Origin of the sequence: Rhodosalinus sp. K401 (assembly GCF_041365735.1) — a bacterium.
In the GTDB taxonomy this organism is placed as follows: Bacteria; Pseudomonadota; Alphaproteobacteria; order Rhodobacterales; family Rhodobacteraceae; genus Rhodosalinus.
The window spans coordinates 23,214-35,941 of the sequence record NZ_JBGFSI010000018.1; the positions used below are offsets into that span (position 1 = coordinate 23,214).

At 70.5% G+C, this 12,728-nt stretch carries 14 protein-coding genes and 1 riboswitch; of the genes, 9 read left to right on the top strand and 5 right to left on the bottom strand.

The genetic code is table 11. The features are described 5' to 3' along the window. Positions 1-17: 17 nt before the first annotated feature. Positions 18-238, bottom strand: a riboswitch (cobalamin riboswitch). Positions 239-425: 187 nt separating this feature from the next. Continuing rightward, the gene (locus AB6A66_RS15485) at positions 426-779 is read left to right on the top strand and encodes a hypothetical protein (RefSeq protein WP_371056598.1); all 354 of its coding nucleotides are present in this window, start codon (positions 426-428) and stop codon (positions 777-779) included. On the opposite strand, the gene AB6A66_RS15490 is transcribed toward AB6A66_RS15485, so the two are convergent. Beyond that, positions 776-1,546, bottom strand: a complete 771-nt coding sequence (locus AB6A66_RS15490; protein WP_371056599.1) for a helix-turn-helix domain-containing protein — start codon at positions 1,544-1,546, stop codon at positions 776-778. The two genes, AB6A66_RS15485 and AB6A66_RS15490, sit on opposite strands and share 4 nt — an antisense overlap. A 118-nt stretch (positions 1,547-1,664) precedes the next feature. On the opposite strand from AB6A66_RS15490, the gene AB6A66_RS15495 reads away from it, so the two are divergent. From AB6A66_RS15495 to AB6A66_RS15515, 5 genes are all read left to right on the top strand, one after another. Continuing rightward, the gene (locus AB6A66_RS15495) at positions 1,665-2,987 is read left to right on the top strand and encodes a Rieske 2Fe-2S domain-containing protein (protein ID WP_371056600.1); all 1,323 of its coding nucleotides are present in this window, start codon (positions 1,665-1,667) and stop codon (positions 2,985-2,987) included. Beyond that, positions 2,984-4,432: a glutamine synthetase family protein gene (locus tag AB6A66_RS15500; protein WP_371056601.1), complete on the top strand. Its 1,449-nt coding sequence runs from the start codon at positions 2,984-2,986 to the stop codon at positions 4,430-4,432. The genes AB6A66_RS15495 and AB6A66_RS15500 overlap by 4 nt, the downstream gene beginning before the upstream one ends. A gap of 129 nt (positions 4,433-4,561) precedes the next feature. Further along, the gene (locus AB6A66_RS15505) at positions 4,562-5,515 is read left to right on the top strand and encodes a TAXI family TRAP transporter solute-binding subunit (RefSeq protein ID WP_371056602.1); all 954 of its coding nucleotides are present in this window, start codon (positions 4,562-4,564) and stop codon (positions 5,513-5,515) included. A gap of 63 nt (positions 5,516-5,578) precedes the next feature. Next, positions 5,579-5,986 carry a DUF1850 domain-containing protein gene (locus AB6A66_RS15510; RefSeq protein WP_371037119.1) on the top strand — a complete coding sequence of 136 codons (408 nt, stop codon included), beginning with the start codon at positions 5,579-5,581 and terminating at the stop codon, positions 5,984-5,986. 4 nt (positions 5,987-5,990) lie between these two features. After that, positions 5,991-8,021 carry a TRAP transporter permease gene (locus AB6A66_RS15515; RefSeq protein ID WP_371056603.1) on the top strand — a complete coding sequence of 677 codons (2,031 nt, stop codon included), beginning with the start codon at positions 5,991-5,993 and terminating at the stop codon, positions 8,019-8,021. 18 nt (positions 8,022-8,039) lie between these two features. Here the strand turns inward: AB6A66_RS15515 and AB6A66_RS15520 are convergent, their stop codons facing one another. Genes AB6A66_RS15520 through AB6A66_RS15530 form a run of 3 tightly spaced genes read right to left on the bottom strand, consistent with a single transcriptional unit; the run spans position 8,040 to position 10,065 of the window. Continuing rightward, the gene (locus AB6A66_RS15520; RefSeq protein ID WP_371037117.1) at positions 8,040-8,837 is read right to left on the bottom strand and encodes a metal ABC transporter permease; all 798 of its coding nucleotides are present in this window, start codon (positions 8,835-8,837) and stop codon (positions 8,040-8,042) included. Beyond that, entirely contained in the window at positions 8,837-9,586 is a 750-nt protein-coding gene (locus AB6A66_RS15525; protein WP_371056604.1) for an ATP-binding cassette domain-containing protein, read from the bottom strand. The genes AB6A66_RS15520 and AB6A66_RS15525 overlap by 1 nt, the downstream gene beginning before the upstream one ends. Continuing rightward, a complete protein-coding gene (locus AB6A66_RS15530) occupies positions 9,583-10,065 on the bottom strand; it encodes a transcriptional repressor (RefSeq protein ID WP_371037115.1) in 483 nt (160 codons plus the stop codon). The genes AB6A66_RS15525 and AB6A66_RS15530 overlap by 4 nt, the downstream gene beginning before the upstream one ends. A gap of 85 nt (positions 10,066-10,150) precedes the next feature. Here AB6A66_RS15530 and AB6A66_RS15535 point away from each other — a divergent pair, with 85 nt between their 5' ends. The 3 genes from AB6A66_RS15535 (at position 10,151) to AB6A66_RS15545 (ending at position 11,975) form a co-directional block, all read left to right on the top strand. Beyond that, positions 10,151-11,194 (top strand): zinc ABC transporter substrate-binding protein, encoded by a 1,044-nt coding sequence (locus AB6A66_RS15535; protein ID WP_371056605.1) that lies wholly within the window; start codon positions 10,151-10,153, stop codon positions 11,192-11,194. 155 nt (positions 11,195-11,349) lie between these two features. Continuing rightward, positions 11,350-11,502 carry a hypothetical protein gene (locus tag AB6A66_RS15540; RefSeq protein ID WP_371056606.1) on the top strand — a complete coding sequence of 51 codons (153 nt, stop codon included), beginning with the start codon at positions 11,350-11,352 and terminating at the stop codon, positions 11,500-11,502. After that, positions 11,499-11,975, top strand: coding sequence for a hypothetical protein (locus tag AB6A66_RS15545; RefSeq protein WP_371056607.1), 477 nt, complete (start codon positions 11,499-11,501; stop codon positions 11,973-11,975). Before AB6A66_RS15540 ends, AB6A66_RS15545 begins: the two co-directional genes overlap by 4 nt. Here AB6A66_RS15545 and AB6A66_RS15550 read toward each other — a convergent pair. Then, on the bottom strand, positions 11,972-12,700 hold the full coding sequence (locus tag AB6A66_RS15550) for a peptidase (protein ID WP_371056608.1): 729 nt from the start codon (positions 12,698-12,700) through the stop codon (positions 11,972-11,974). The genes AB6A66_RS15545 and AB6A66_RS15550 overlap by 4 nt on opposite strands. Positions 12,701-12,728 lie beyond the last annotated feature (28 nt).

Sequence of the window (12,728 nt, forward strand, 5' to 3'; positions counted from 1 at the left end):
TGGCGCGCCCCGCGCCAGGACAGGGTGATCGCCTCGGCAGGTATCCTGGCTTGCGGGTCGTCGCTTGGCCGGGCCTTCCCGCCGCGCCCCTAGGCGCCGCAGTGGCATGTTCCGGCTTCGCTCTCCGCTCACAGTTGCGGGGGCAGCCGCAGATTCGGGCCGGCGCGAAGCCGGATCCTCACTGCGTTCCCTTTTCATCCGACGCCGAAACGCCGGAACCGAAGCAGGGCGAAGGTGCCCGCCGCCCGGCGCGGTTGTCAAGCGCGTTCGACCCGGTGGCGGCCACGGCGCCGCGCTGTCGCTTTTCGGCTTAGCGCGGCAGCGATTCTGTCTTATGCCTCGCCCCGACTGGAAACTCGGGGTCTGGTGATGACGAGGATGATGCCGAAGCGAGCTGCACCGTCGCGGCGCGGGAGGGGTGCGCAATGACGCTTTATCTGCGCTGGGTGCTCGAGACCGAACTGCGCGGCGCGCCGGACGACGATCTGGCCGCGATCGCGCGGGACCTGCTCTACCAGGCCCGGGAGGAGGAGGCGGGCACGCTGCAATGCGATGTCCATCTTTCGGAGGATGGCGAACGGCTGCATCTGCTGATGGGCTTTTCGAACGATACCGCCGTGGTCGAGCATCTGCAGGGGTTCACGCGGCGTTTCGCGCGCCCGCTGTTTGCGCTGGTGCGTCCGTTGCGCATGACGGTCTATGGCGATCCGTCCCCCGAGGTGCGCGAGGCGCTCGGCGCGTTGCAGCCGACCTACATGCCGCGCCTGCAGGACGGCTAGAGAAGCCCCCGCAGCGCCGAGGCGCAACGCTGCAGCGTGGCCTCGATCCGCGGCCGGAATCCCGGCATCTCGTAAAAGGACCCTTCCGCGGAGTGGCCGACCGCGGCGATTTCCCCGCCCGAGCAGCGAAACCCGATCGCCGTGGCGGTGACGCCCGGCTCGAACTCGCCGTCGCAGTGCATGATCCCGCTGGGCGCGGCCCCCTCGATGAGGCGCATCACGGCGGCGCGGTCGGTGATGGTCTTCTCGGTCCAAGCCGCGACCGGTGCCTCGGCCACCAGCTGCGCGCGGCGCTCGGGCGGTTCCTGCACGACGAGGGCGCGGCCCATCGCGGTGGCGAGAAGCGGCAGCCGGCTGCCCACGGTGAAGCCCAGCCGCGGCGCCAGCCCGTCGCCGCCCGTGTGGGCGAGGAAGATCGCGTCTTCCCCGTCGCGCATCGCCATGGACAGCGGCTGCCCGCACTGCGCGGCGAATCCCTCGAGCACCGGCTGGATCGCAAGGCCGAAGCGGCGCCCCTGCAGGAACCCGCCCGCCAGGACGAGAATGCGCGGCGACAGGGAATAGCTGCGCCTGGTCTGCCGGACATAGCCCAGCCGCACCAGCGTGAGCACGAGCCGGCGCGCCACCGCGCGGTCGATGCCGCATCGCCGGGCGATCTCGGGGATGGTGAGCTGCTGCGCGTCGGCGTCAAAGCATTTCAGCACGCACAGCCCCTTGGCGAAGGTGAGCGACGTGTCCGAGGTGGAGATCTCTGTGGTTCCGGCCATCGCCGCGACCCTCCCTCGCGCGCTTGACAGTCCCGCGCGGCTGACTCAACATTCCGATAATGTATCGCCAGTGCGATTTTCGCGCAAATGCCAATTCACGCTTGGCAAGGAGGCCCGGATGATCAGCCAGGAACTCAACGACAGGATCACGCGCGTGGAGCAGGGCTCCGGCGCAGGGGCCGTCCTGCGCCTCTACTGGCAGCCCGCCGCGCTTTCGGAAGAGTTGTCGGGGCCGCGCCCGGTGATTCCCGTGCGGCTGATGGGCGAGGACCTCGTGCTGTTCCGCGACACGTCCGGCAAGCTCGGGCTCATCGGGCGGCATTGCCCGCACCGCGGCGCCGACCTCTGCTACGGCCGGCGCGAGGATGGCGGCCTGCGCTGCCCGTTCCACGGCTGGCATTTCGACCGGACCGGCCAGTGCGTGGAGACGCCGGGCGAGCCCGAGGGCTCGCTGCTTGCCGGGAACATCCGCACCACCGCCTACCCGGTGGTCGAGAAGAACGGGATCGTCTGGGCCTACATGGGGCCGGGCGAGCCGCCGGCCTTCCCCGATCTCGACTGCTTCCGCGCGCCCGAAAGCCACGTCTTCGCCTTCAAGGGCCTCTGGGAGTGCAACTGGCTGCAGGCGATGGAGGTGGGCATCGACCCGGTGCACGCCTCCTTCCTGCACCGCTTCCTCCAGGACGAGGACCCGGCCGAGAGCTATGGCAAGCAGTTCCGCGACCGGGCAGGGCAGACCGACATGCCGATGACGCAGCTTCTGCGGGAGTATCCGCGCCCCGAGATCAGGGTCGAGGAGACCGATCACGGCCTGCGCCTTGTCGCGCTGCGGCACATGGAGGACGGGCGCAGCCATGTCCGCGTGACCAACCAGGTCTTCCCCGAGGCGATCTGCATCCCGATCTCGAACGAGATGACCATCACCCAGTGGCACGTTCCGGTGGATGACACCCACTGCTACTGGTTCTCGATGTTCACCAGCTACACGGACCCGGTGAACCGGGAACTGATGCGCGAGCAGCGCCTGAAGGAGCACCGGCTACCCGATTACGCGCCGCTTAAGAACCGGCGCAACAATTACGGCTACGACCCCGAGGAGCAGGCGCGCGAGACCTACACGGGCATGGGGCTCGACATCAACGTGCACGACCAGTGGGCGGTGGAGAGCATGGGTGCGATCCAGGACCGCACGCAGGAGCACCTGGGCAAGACCGACGTCGCCATCATCCGCTACCGCCGGATGCTGCGCGCGGCCATCGACAAGGTGGAGGCGGGCGAGATCGACGACCTGCCGCTGCGCGGCGCGGGCGCGGAGCGGGTGCAGGGGCCGGTCTCCATCGACGCCATCGGGCCGACCGATCGCGGGGACGCGCTCTGGCGCGAGGCCGACGCCCATCGCCGCGCCCGTTGCGACTGGTCCGCACCGCTCGCCGCGGAATGAGCGCTGGAGACCTCGAAGGGGGGCGCACGGCGCGGCTTGGCCTCTACGACGCGGCCGCGCTCGCGCGGGCGGCCGAGGTGCTGGAAGAGGTGCAGCGCCGCGGGCTCGAGGTGGTCCGCCTCTCCTTCGTGGACCAGCACGGCATCCTGCGCGGCAAGGCGCTGGCGGCCGCGGCGCTTGCCTCGGCCTTCCGCTCCGGCGTGGCGATGACCTCCACGCTCTTGCTGAAGGACACGTCGCACCGCACCGTCTTCCCCGTCTGGGAGGGCGGCCCCGGCCTCGGAGACGGCCGGCTCAACGGCGCGGGCGACATGCTGATGCTGCCCGATCCGGAAACCTTCCGTGTCCTGCCCTGGTCGCAGCACAACGGCTGGATGCTGTGCGATCTGCGTTACGCCGACGGCGGCGAGATGCCGTTCTGCCCGCGCTCGATCCTCAAGCGGTCGGTGGCGCGCCTTGCCGAGGACGGTCTGCGCATGACCTGCGGGCTCGAGGTGGAGTTTCACGTCCACCGGGTCGAGGACGCGCGGCTTGCCCACGCCGATGCCGGCATGCCCGGCGCCCCGCCCGAGACGGCGCTTCTTGCCCAAGGCTACCAGTATCTCACCGAGGCGCGCTACGACGCGCTGGAAGAGGCGATGGACGCGATCCGCCGCGCGTCGCAGAAGCTCGGCCTGCCCGTGCGCTCGATGGAGGTCGAGTTCGGGCCGTCGCAGTGCGAGATGACGTTCGAGCCCGCCGATCCGCTGGCGCACGCCGACGCGATGGTGCTCTTCCGCCACGCCACCAAGGAGGTCTGCCGCCGCATGGGCCTCCATGCGAGCTTCATGTCGCGCCCGCGCCTCGAGGGCGTGGTGCCCTGCGGCTGGCACCTGCACCAGTCGGTGGGCGACGCGAGCGGCCGCAACCTCTTCGCACCCGAGGGCGAGGGGCTGACGCCGACGGCGTCGGGCTGGATCGCGGGACTTCTGGAGCGGGCAGAGGAAAGCTGCATGCTCACGACGCCCACGGTCAACGGCTACAAGCGCTACCAGCCCTTCATGCTGGCCCCGGACCGCATCCAGTGGGGCCGCGACAACAAGGGGGCCATGATCCGCGCGCTGATCGCGCCGGGCGACGCGGCGAGCCGGGTCGAGAATCGCGTGGCCGAACCGGCCGCCTGCCCGCACCTGGTGTTCGCCGCGCAGATCGAGGCGGGACGAGACGGGACGGCGCGCGGGCTTCCGGCGCCCGAGCCGGTCGAGGATCCCTATGGCAGCGACGCGCCACGGCTTCCGGCCGATCTGGGCGCTGCGGTCGACGCGTTCGAGGCCTCCGACCTCTGGCCCGCCGTCTGGGGCGCGGATACCGTCCGGTGGCTTTCCACGATCAAGCGGGCGGAATGGCGGCGCTACCTCACCACCGTCTCCGAATGGGAGCAGCGCGAGTATTACGGGCTCTTCTGAGCGCGGGCAGCCGCTCTTCGCCACAGGGGCCCATGGGGCCAGAGCTTGACATCTCTGCCCACGGGCAATGAACTGGGCGTGCAAACGAGGGGCGGGGCACACCCGCTCCCGGCAACTGGGAGGACGACCATGAAACGATTCATGCTCGCCGCGGCGGCTGCCGTGGCGCTCGGTTCCGGCGCGCAGGCGCAGGATCTCGCCATCGCCACCGGTGGCACCGGCGGCACCTACTATCCCTACGGCGGCGGCCTTGCCGAGCTGATCGGCCGCCACGTCGAGGGCGCCTCGGCCACAGCGGAGGTCACCGGCGCCTCGGTCGAGAACATGGCGCTCATCTCGCGCCAGGACGTCGACATCGCCATCGCGCTCGCCGACACCGTGGTGGATGCCTACGAGGGCGCGGGCCAGTTCGAGGGACGCGCCGTGGACGCCCGCGCGCTCGCCTCGATCTACCCCAACGCGATCCAGATCGTGACGCTTGCCGACAGCGGCATCGAGGGCCTCTCGGATCTCGTGGGCAAGCGCGTCTCGGTCGGCGCGCCCGGCTCGGGCACGGAGGTGAACGCCCGCCGCATCCTCGAGGCGAACGGCATCACCTACGACGACATCGACGAGCAGCGGTTGAACTTCAACGAAACCGCGGACGCGCTGCGCGACGGCGACATCGACGCCGGCTTCTGGTCGGTCGGGCCGCCGACCTCGTCGATCATGAACCTCGCCGCGACCCGCGACATCCGCCTCGTGCCGCTGACGGACGAAGAGGTGGCCGCGGGCCAGGAGCAGCACGGCACCTTCGCGGCCTACACGCTCCGCGCCGGCATCTACGAAGGCGTCGAGGCGCCGGTGCCGACCATCGCGGTGCCGAACGTGCTCGTGGTGAATGCGGCCATGGACGAGGAACTGGCCTACCAGATCACCATGAACATGTTCGAGAACGTGGACGAGCTGATCGCGGTGCACCCGGCGGCGAACGACACCACGGTGGAATTCGCCCTCGGCGCGACGCCGATCCCGATGCACCCGGGCGCCCTGCGCTACTACGAGGAGACGGGCGCGGAGATTCCCGACCGTCTGCGCGACTGAGCCGTGCAACGCCGATGGGGGCGGCCGGTTGCGGCCGCCCTTTTCCTTGCCGCCGCGCCCGCCATGGCCGACATGCTGACGGTCGAAGGCGCGGACGGCCACGTTCTGCTGGCGGAACGCGCGCCCGAGGGCGGGGAGTGGTGCCTGCGCTGGAACCATTCGGTCACGGGCGGCGAGGTGGCGGACTGTTTCGTGAACGACGGGGGGCAGATGGTGCTTCGGCGGTCCTACCTGCATGATTTCGCCGCAGGTCTCGGCACGGTCGAGGGGCGCGGCGGCCGGCTCGTCTCGGCGCCGCGCGGCGGCTACTGGATCGAGGGCCTCCGCGAGGCGATCCCCGACAACGCGCTCAGCCTCCGGGTGGGCTCCGAGCGGGTCGATCACCGCCTCGTCACCGGCGGCGCGGCGCACCGACTGTCGCCGCGGGCCGCCGGCGCACGGGTGACGATCCGCCTCGTGCCGGAGGACTGATCGGATGAGCGCCATCCCCGCCGACACGACCCGCCTCGTCGCCCCAGTGGGCGCGCAGCCCCGCGCGGTCGCGGTGGCGGTTTTCCTTGTCGGGATCGCGCTTTCGCTCTTCCAGCTCTACGGGGCGGGAATCGAGCCGCTGGGGCTTTTCTACCAGCGCACGATCCATCTCAGCTTCATCCTGGTGCTCGCCTTCCTGATCTTCCCGGTCACCGGGCCGGACCGCCCGCGCGGCCCGGTAGCGTGGCTGGTCGACGGGGCCTTCCTCGTGGCGGGCGCGCTCGCCGGCGGCTACATCGCCTGGAACCTCGACGCGATCATCAACCGGGCGGGGTTCTGGTCGCAGACCGATATCTGGATGGGCATCCTCGCCACCGTCACCGTGCTGGAAGCGAGCCGGCGCGCGGTGGGCCTGGGCATGACCGTGATCGGGCTCGCCGCGATCCTCTACGCGCTCGCGGGCTCGCGCGGGGAACTGCCCTGGCTCGGCGAGTGGCTGCCCGGCATCCTGGAACATCGCGGCGCCTCGCTCGACCGGCTGGTGGGGCAGCTCTACCTCGGGCAGGAGGGGATCTTCGGCCTGCCGCTCGGCGTGGCGGCGACCTACGTCTTCATCTTCGTGCTCTTCGGGGCGTTTCTAGAGGTCACGGGCGCGGGCAAATTCTTCATCGACCTCGCCTACGCCGCCACGGGGAATCGGCCGGGCGGGCCTGCGAAGGCCGCGGTGGTCGCCTCGGCGGGCATGGGCTCGATCTCGGGCTCGGCCATCGCCAACGTCGTCACGACCGGGGCCTTCACCATCCCGCTGATGAAGCGGCTGGGCTACCGCCCCGCGCAGGCGGGCGGCATCGAGGCGGCGGCGTCCACCGGCGGACAGATCACGCCCCCGCTGATGGGGGCGGGCGCCTTCCTGATCTCGGAATACACCCGGATTCCCTATGTCGAGATCGTGCTGATGTCAATCTTTCCGGCCTTCCTCTATCTCGGCACGGTCTATCTCTTCGTGCACATCGTCGCGATGAAGGCGGGGATGAAGGGAATGCCGCGGGACGAGCTTCCGACCTTCGCCCGGGTCATGGCGGAGGGCTGGCAATTCGTCATCCCGCTTTTCCTGCTGGTCTATCTGCTGCTGAACAACCTTTCGCCCATGCGGGTGGGGTTCTGGGCGATCCTCGCCATACTGGGTGTCGCGGGGCTCCGCGCGGCGCTCGACATCTTCGTGCTCGAGCCGCGGGCGGGACATCCGGCCACGGCCGAGCGGATCCGGACCGCGCTTGGCAACGGGGCGCGCCTGGTGGCGCAGGCGCTGGCGCTGGGCGCGCGGAACGCGGTCGCGGTCTCGGTGGCCTGCGCCGTGGCGGGCATCATCGTCGGCGTCGTCGGGCTCACCGGTCTGGGGCTTAAGTTCTCGTCCATGATGGTGGCCTTCTCGGGCGGGAACATGGTGCTCGCGCTGTTCCTCGTGCTGATCGCGAGCCTCGTGCTGGGCATGGGGCTGCCGGTGACGGCGGCCTACATCGTGCTGATCGTGCTGGTGGGGCCGGCGCTCACGCAAGAGTTCGGCATCCCGCTCATCATCGCGCATCTGGTGGTGTTCTGGTACTCGCAGGACAGCAACGTGACGCCGCCCATCGCGCTTGCGGGGTTCGCGGGCGCGGCCATCGCGGGGGCGAAGCCCATGGCCACCTCCGTTCAGGCGTGGAAGTTCGCAAAGGGCCTCTACCTCATCCCGCTCTTCATGGTCTACAACCCCGAGATGGTGCTGGGCGGGCCGCCTCTGGTCGTGCTCTGGACGGGCGTCACGGCGATCCTCGCGCTGGCCGCCTTCGCCGCTGCCATCGAAGGCTGGCTGTTCGGCCGGATGGACATCTTCTCGCGCGTGGCGGTGATCCCGGCGACGGTGGCGATCTTCTATCCCGACCTCCGCGTCGAGGTTCTGGGCGCCGCGGTCATCCTTGCCGTGCTGTCGTGGAACTGGATGCGGGCGCGCGGCGGCTCGGACGGGCCGGCGCGAACCGACGCGCGCCGCGCCTGATCCCGTGCCCCCCCCCCCTCAGCGCGCGGCGCGAAGCGCGAGGCTGGCCACGCCGGATACCGCGAAGATCAGCGCGGCCACCGTGACGATCGTGGGCCCGGTGGGCGTGTCGAAGGCGAAGGAGGCCTGCAGCCCTCCGAGCGCGGCGGCGACGCCGATCAGCGCGGCGATGGCGGCCATCGTCTCTGGCGTGCGCGCGAAGGGGCGCGCGGCGGCGGCCGGGATGATGAGAAGCGCCGCGATCAGAAGCACGCCCACGACCTTGATCGCCACCGCGACCACGACGGCCAGCGCCACGGTGAGGACAAGCTGTTCGCGTCCAGGCCGGATGCCCGCCGCCCGTGCGAGGTCCGGGTTCAGCGTCGCCGTCAGCAAGGCCTGCCAGCGCCAGCCCATCAGCGCCACCACCAGCGCCGCGCCCGCCCAGATCACCGCGAGGTCGGTGCGGCTGACGGCGAGGATGTCGCCGAAGAGATAGGCCATCAGGTCGATCCGCACCCCGCTGAGGAAGGAGGCCGACACGAGCCCGATCGCCAGGGCGGAATGGGCCAGCACGCCAAGCAGCGTGTCCATGGCGAAGCCGCGCCCGGACAGCGTGGACACCGTGCCTGCCATGGCGAGCGCCATGGCCAGTGCGCCGGCGAAGATCGAGATGTCGAAGGCGAGCGCCAGCGCCACGCCGAGGATCGCGGCATGGGCGGTGGCGTCGCCGAAATAGGCCATGCGCCGCCAGACCACGAAGCAGCCCAGCGGTGCGGCGGCAAGCGCGACACCCACCCCGGCAAGCGCCGCGCGCAGCAGGAAATCGTCGAGCATCAGCCGACCGCCTCTTTCGCGGTCTCGTGCGCGGCCGGCAGGTCGTGGGTGTGGTCGTGCTCGTGGCGGTAGAGGGCGAGCGCGCCCTGGGTCCCGGTACCGAACAGCGCGCGGTATTCCGGGGCGGAGGCGACGGCGTCGGGCCGGCCCTCGCAGCAGACGTGGCGGTTCAGGCAGATCACGCGGTCCGACGCGCTCATCACGACGTGAAGCTCGTGGCTCACCATCAGCACCGCGCAACCCATTTCCTGCCGCACCTCCTCGATCCGGCGGTAGAACGCCGCTTGCCCGGGCTGGTCGAGCCCCGCAGTCGCCTCGTCGAGGATCAGCAGGTCGGGCCGCTCCAGCAACGCGCGGGCCAGAAGCACGCGCTGGAACTGCCCGCCGGAAAGATCGGACATCTGCCGCCCGCCGAGACCGCCGGCGCCCGCGCGCGCCAGCGCCGCGTCCGCCTCGGCCCGGGGCACGCGCCGGGGCAGGTTCAGGAACCGCGTCACCGTCAGCGGCAGCGTCGCGTCGATGTGCAGGCGTTGCGGCACATAGCCGATCCGCAGGCCGGGCGTGCGCGTGACCGTGCCCCCCGCAGCCCCGACCGCGCCGATGAGCGCGCGCAGAAGCGTCGTCTTGCCCGATCCGTTGGGGCCTACCACGGTCACGATCTCGCCCGGCGCGATCGCCAGGCTCACGTCCTTCAACACCGTGTCCCCGCCAAGCCGGACGGTCAGGTCGCGCGTCTCGATCAGGCTCATCCCGCGTGGCCTTCGCGGCAACGCGCACAGACGCCCTCGGCCTCGACGACGGCGCGGTCGACCCGGAACCCGCTGTCGCGCGCGGCGGAAGCGAGCATCCCGGTCGCGCCCTGGGCCTGCGCCTCGGCCACCGTGTTGCAGGCGCGGCAGATCAGGAAGACGGGGCTGTGGGTCTCGCCGGGATGGGCGCAGGCGGTGAAGGCGTTCAGCTTCTCGACGCGGTGGGCGAATCCGTGCCGCACGAGGAAATCGAGCGCGCGATAGGCGACGGGCGGCTGCGCGCCGAGTCCTTCCTCGCGAAGCACGTCGAGGATCTCGTAGGCGCCCATGGCGCGGTGCTGCGCGAGCAGCAGCTCGAGCACGCGCTGGCGCACCGGGGTGAACTGCAGCCCGTTCTCGGCGCAATAGCCTTCCGCGGCGGCGACGGCGCTTTCGATACAGCTTGCGTGGTTGTGGTGCTCGAATCCGATGAGGGACATGCGGCTCTCGTTTCAGGGCTTGCGATGTTATAATATACCAATTATCAGCTAGGCGATATGTTACACAATCACAAGGGGCCTTCCGATGTTCAAGCGTCTTCTCGCCGCCGCCGCGCTCGGCGCCGCGTCCTCTCCTGCTGCGCTGGCAGAGCCGCCGCGCGTCGCCGCCGACATCGCGCCGGTGCATTCGCTGGTCGCGCAGGTGATGCAGGGCGTCGGCACGCCGTCGCTGCTGATGCCTGCGGGCGCGTCGCCGCACGCTTACGCGCTGCGCCCGTCCGAGGCGCGGGCCTTGTCCGAGGCCGAGCTGGTGGTCTGGATCGGCGAGGACCTGTCGCCGCAGCTCGGGCGCGCGGTCGGGACGCTGGCCGAGGGCGCAGTGGTGCTGGAACTTCTCGAGGCCGAGGAGACACGGACGCTTCCCTTCCGCCAGACGGTGCTCCTTGGCGGCAAGCCGGTTGACGGAGAGCATGACCACGACGCGCACGGCCACGACGATCATGCACACGAGGACCATGGCCACGAGGAGCATGCACACGAGGACCATGGCCATGATGACCATGCCCATGACGAGCAGGCTCATGACGATCATGCGGGGGCGCACGATCACGCCCATGACGGGACGGACCCCCACGCCTGGCTCGACCCTGAGAACGCGAAGGCCTGGCTCGGCCTGATCGCGGACGCGCTCGCCGACGCGGATCCGGCCAATGCGGAGGCCTATGCCGCCAACGCCGACGCGGGCCGTGAGGCGATCGACGCCGCCGTTTCGGACATCGAGAAGACGCTCGCGCCGGTGAGGGACCGCACCTTCGTGGTGTTCCACGACGCCTACCAGTATTTCGAGGATCGCTTCGACCTGAACGCGGCGGGGGCCATCGCCCTTGCTGATGCGACCGATCCCGGGCCGGCACGACTGTCCGCGCTGCGCCGGGCGATCGCGGAGCGCGGCGTGTCCTGCGTTCTCGCGGAACCCCAGTTCGACCCGGGCCTCGTGGCGGCGGTCGCCTCGGAAAGCGAACTCGACACCGCGGTGATCGACCCGCTCGGCGTGGCGCTGGAGCCCGGCCCGGCGTTCTACCCCGCGCTGTTGCGCGGCATGGCGGCCAGCATGGCGGAGTGCCTCTAGGCGCCGCTCGCGCGGGCCGGATCGATCGGCCTGCGCCATTCTCCGATTTTATGGCGACAAAAAAAATCAGGATTGACTCGGCAAAGTGAAACGCTCAGGATTTCGGGGAGAGGGCCGCGCGGGCCCGCCCGTCACGTCAGAGTGGAGGATCTGCCATGCAGGAAAGGACCGAACCCCAGCCCCGGCAGGCGTCCCGACAGCCACTGCCCGGCTGGCACGAGGTGGTCCAGCAGGCGCTTGACGGCGCGCTGCCCGGCGAGCCGGATCTCGAAACCGTCCTCGAGCGCATAGAACGGGCGGCGCGATGAGGGGCGGTGCCCCCGTGGCGCGGCTCGACGAGCTCGGCGCGGGCGAGGCGCGGGTCGTGCAGGCGTTCCGCCACTGGTGCGACGGTCCGCAGGGGCTCGCCACGTTCGGCCCGGCACTCAAGGCGCGGTTCGGCCCGCGCCGCGCGGCTGCGGCGCTTTCGGGTCTCGATACCTGTTGCCGCATCGTCACGGGCCACGCGCGCCGGCCACTCGCGCGCCATTCTGCGAACTGCCCCTGCGTGGGCGGGGACGAGGCCGCCTTCGCGCGGCTCTGCGCCTCGGCCGCCGCGGGCGAGCGCGAGGACGCGATGCTGATCGCCTGCCTGCTCGTGCGCGCCGACATGGCGGGCGCGCTGGCCGCCGCGGCCGAGGTCGCTGGGCTGGCCCTTGCCGTCTGCAACACGACCCCGGAGGAGGCGACCGGCCGACCCGACGCCCGGCCGCGCAGGGCGGCCGGGGCGCGCTGGCACTAGCGTTCGCCGATCCGCGTGAACGCCTCGCGGAGCGCCCCGCTCCATGCCGCGCTCAGGGCCGCGAAAGCCTCGTCGCTGGGCTCGATGCGGCGTTCCTCGGCCACCGCGAAGGTATCGCGCTCGATCACCACGAGATCGAGCGGCATCCCCACGCTGAGATTGGACCGCAGGGTGGAGTCCATCGACAAAAGCACCGCCTTGCGCGCGTCGGCAAGCGACATGTCCGCGGTGACCACGCGGTCGAGGATCGGCTTGCCGTATTTGTGCTCTCCGATCTGCAGGTAGGGCGTGTCCTCCGTGGCCTCGATGAAGTTTCCCTCGGGATAGACGAGGAACATCCGCATCGGGCCGCCCTGGCGCTGGCCCGCCACGATGAGCGAGGCCGAGGCGCTTTGATGCATGCGGTCCATGCGCTGGGTCGTCTCGACCATCACCTGCGAGAGCATCTCGCCGGCGATGCCGGCGACGTCCAGCATCGTCGGCGCCCGCAGGATCGAGCGCGCCTCGCAGGCCTCGGGGTCGTTCGCCGCCTCGGCGAGACGCGCCAGCGTGGTCTGGGTGACCGACAGGTTGCCCGCCGTCATGATGGCGATCACGCGCTCGCCGGGACGCTCGAAGGTGAACATCTTGCGGTAGGTGGCGATGTTGTCGAGGCCCGCGTTGGTGCGGGTGTCCGACAGCAGCACCATGCCCGCCTTCAACAGCAAGCCCACGCAATAGGTCATGGACCGTTCCCCTTCGATTGGCGCGAAC

What these genes read in the sequence shown, in the direction of transcription:
- AB6A66_RS15520 (WP_371037117.1), bottom strand. Translation starts at nt 8,837, where the DNA reads ATGCTCGACGATTTCCTGCTGCGCGCGGCGCTTGCCGGGGTGGGTGTC.
- AB6A66_RS15505 (WP_371056602.1), top strand. Translation starts at nt 4,562, where the DNA reads ATGAAACGATTCATGCTCGCCGCGGCGGCTGCCGTGGCGCTCGGTTCC.
- AB6A66_RS15540 (WP_371056606.1), top strand. Translation starts at nt 11,350, where the DNA reads ATGCAGGAAAGGACCGAACCCCAGCCCCGGCAGGCGTCCCGACAGCCA.
- AB6A66_RS15490 (WP_371056599.1), bottom strand. Translation starts at nt 1,546, where the DNA reads ATGGCCGGAACCACAGAGATCTCCACCTCGGACACGTCGCTCACCTTC.
- AB6A66_RS15510 (WP_371037119.1), top strand. Translation starts at nt 5,579, where the DNA reads ATGGCCGACATGCTGACGGTCGAAGGCGCGGACGGCCACGTTCTGCTG.
- AB6A66_RS15530 (WP_371037115.1), bottom strand. Translation starts at nt 10,065, where the DNA reads ATGTCCCTCATCGGATTCGAGCACCACAACCACGCAAGCTGTATCGAA.
- AB6A66_RS15550 (WP_371056608.1), bottom strand. Translation starts at nt 12,700, where the DNA reads ATGACCTATTGCGTGGGCTTGCTGTTGAAGGCGGGCATGGTGCTGCTG.
- AB6A66_RS15500 (WP_371056601.1), top strand. Translation starts at nt 2,984, where the DNA reads ATGAGCGCTGGAGACCTCGAAGGGGGGCGCACGGCGCGGCTTGGCCTC.
- AB6A66_RS15545 (WP_371056607.1), top strand. Translation starts at nt 11,499, where the DNA reads ATGAGGGGCGGTGCCCCCGTGGCGCGGCTCGACGAGCTCGGCGCGGGC.
- AB6A66_RS15485 (WP_371056598.1), top strand. Translation starts at nt 426, where the DNA reads ATGACGCTTTATCTGCGCTGGGTGCTCGAGACCGAACTGCGCGGCGCG.
- AB6A66_RS15515 (WP_371056603.1), top strand. Translation starts at nt 5,991, where the DNA reads ATGAGCGCCATCCCCGCCGACACGACCCGCCTCGTCGCCCCAGTGGGC.
- AB6A66_RS15535 (WP_371056605.1), top strand. Translation starts at nt 10,151, where the DNA reads ATGTTCAAGCGTCTTCTCGCCGCCGCCGCGCTCGGCGCCGCGTCCTCT.
- AB6A66_RS15525 (WP_371056604.1), bottom strand. Translation starts at nt 9,586, where the DNA reads ATGAGCCTGATCGAGACGCGCGACCTGACCGTCCGGCTTGGCGGGGAC.
- AB6A66_RS15495 (WP_371056600.1), top strand. Translation starts at nt 1,665, where the DNA reads ATGATCAGCCAGGAACTCAACGACAGGATCACGCGCGTGGAGCAGGGC.